The organism is Citrobacter sp. Cs237 (genome assembly GCF_030332325.1).
Lineage (GTDB): Bacteria > Pseudomonadota > Gammaproteobacteria > Enterobacterales > Enterobacteriaceae > Citrobacter_A > Citrobacter_A sedlakii.
The window spans coordinates 1-1,637 of the sequence record NZ_JAOWIB010000048.1; the positions used below are offsets into that span (position 1 = coordinate 1).

1 rRNA gene is annotated in these 1,637 nt (G+C 53.9%); it reads right to left on the reverse strand.

The features are described from left to right. Positions 1-25 precede the first annotated feature (25 nt). Positions 26-1,567, reverse strand: a 16S ribosomal RNA gene (locus OGY07_RS01835). Between the last annotated feature and the right edge of the window lie 70 nt (positions 1,568-1,637).

Consider the following 1,637-nt stretch of genomic DNA (forward strand, 5'->3'; position numbering starts at 1 on the left):
CACTACAAAGGCAGGTTCTTTAAGGTAAGGAGGTGATCCAACCGCAGGTTCCCCTACGGTTACCTTGTTACGACTTCACCCCAGTCATGAATCACAAAGTGGTAAGCGCCCTCCCGAAGGTTAAGCTACCTACTTCTTTTGCAACCCACTCCCATGGTGTGACGGGCGGTGTGTACAAGGCCCGGGAACGTATTCACCGTGGCATTCTGATCCACGATTACTAGCGATTCCGACTTCATGGAGTCGAGTTGCAGACTCCAATCCGGACTACGACATACTTTATGAGGTCCGCTTGCTCTCGCGAGGTCGCTTCTCTTTGTATATGCCATTGTAGCACGTGTGTAGCCCTGGTCGTAAGGGCCATGATGACTTGACGTCATCCCCACCTTCCTCCAGTTTATCACTGGCAGTCTCCTTTGAGTTCCCGGCCGGACCGCTGGCAACAAAGGATAAGGGTTGCGCTCGTTGCGGGACTTAACCCAACATTTCACAACACGAGCTGACGACAGCCATGCAGCACCTGTCTCACGGTTCCCGAAGGCACAACCGCATCTCTGCAGTCTTCCGTGGATGTCAAGACCAGGTAAGGTTCTTCGCGTTGCATCGAATTAAACCACATGCTCCACCGCTTGTGCGGGCCCCCGTCAATTCATTTGAGTTTTAACCTTGCGGCCGTACTCCCCAGGCGGTCTACTTAACGCGTTAGCTCCGGAAGCCACGCCTCAAGGGCACAGCCTCCAAGTAGACATCGTTTACGGCGTGGACTACCAGGGTATCTAATCCTGTTTGCTCCCCACGCTTTCGCACCTGAGCGTCAGTCTTCGTCCAGGGGGCCGCCTTCGCCACCGGTATTCCTCCAGATCTCTACGCATTTCACCGCTACACCTGGAATTCTACCCCCCTCTACGAGACTCAAGCCTGCCAGTTTCGAATGCAGTTCCCAGGTTGAGCCCGGGGATTTCACATCCGACTTGACAGACCGCCTGCGTGCGCTTTACGCCCAGTAATTCCGATTAACGCTTGCACCCTCCGTATTACCGCGGCTGCTGGCACGGAGTTAGCCGGTGCTTCTTCTGCGGGTAACGTCAATGACTGCGGTTATTAACCACAATCCCTTCCTCCCCGCTGAAAGTACTTTACAACCCGAAGGCCTTCTTCATACACGCGGCATGGCTGCATCAGGCTTGCGCCCATTGTGCAATATTCCCCACTGCTGCCTCCCGTAGGAGTCTGGACCGTGTCTCAGTTCCAGTGTGGCTGGTCATCCTCTCAGACCAGCTAGGGATCGTCGCCTTGGTGAGCCGTTACCTCACCAACAAGCTAATCCCATCTGGGCACATCCGGTGGCAAGAGGCCCGAAGGTCCCCCTCTTTGGTCTTGCGACGTTATGCGGTATTAGCTACCGTTTCCAGTAGTTATCCCCCTCCACCGGGCAGTTTCCCAGACATTACTCACCCGTCCGCCACTCGTCAGCGAAGCAGCAAGCTGCTTCCTGTTACCGTTCGACTTGCATGTGTTAGGCCTGCCGCCAGCGTTCAATCTGAGCCATGATCAAACTCTTCAATTTAAGTTTGATGCTCGTGAATTAAACTTCGTAATGAATTACGTGTTCACTCAGAGACTTGGTATTCATTTTT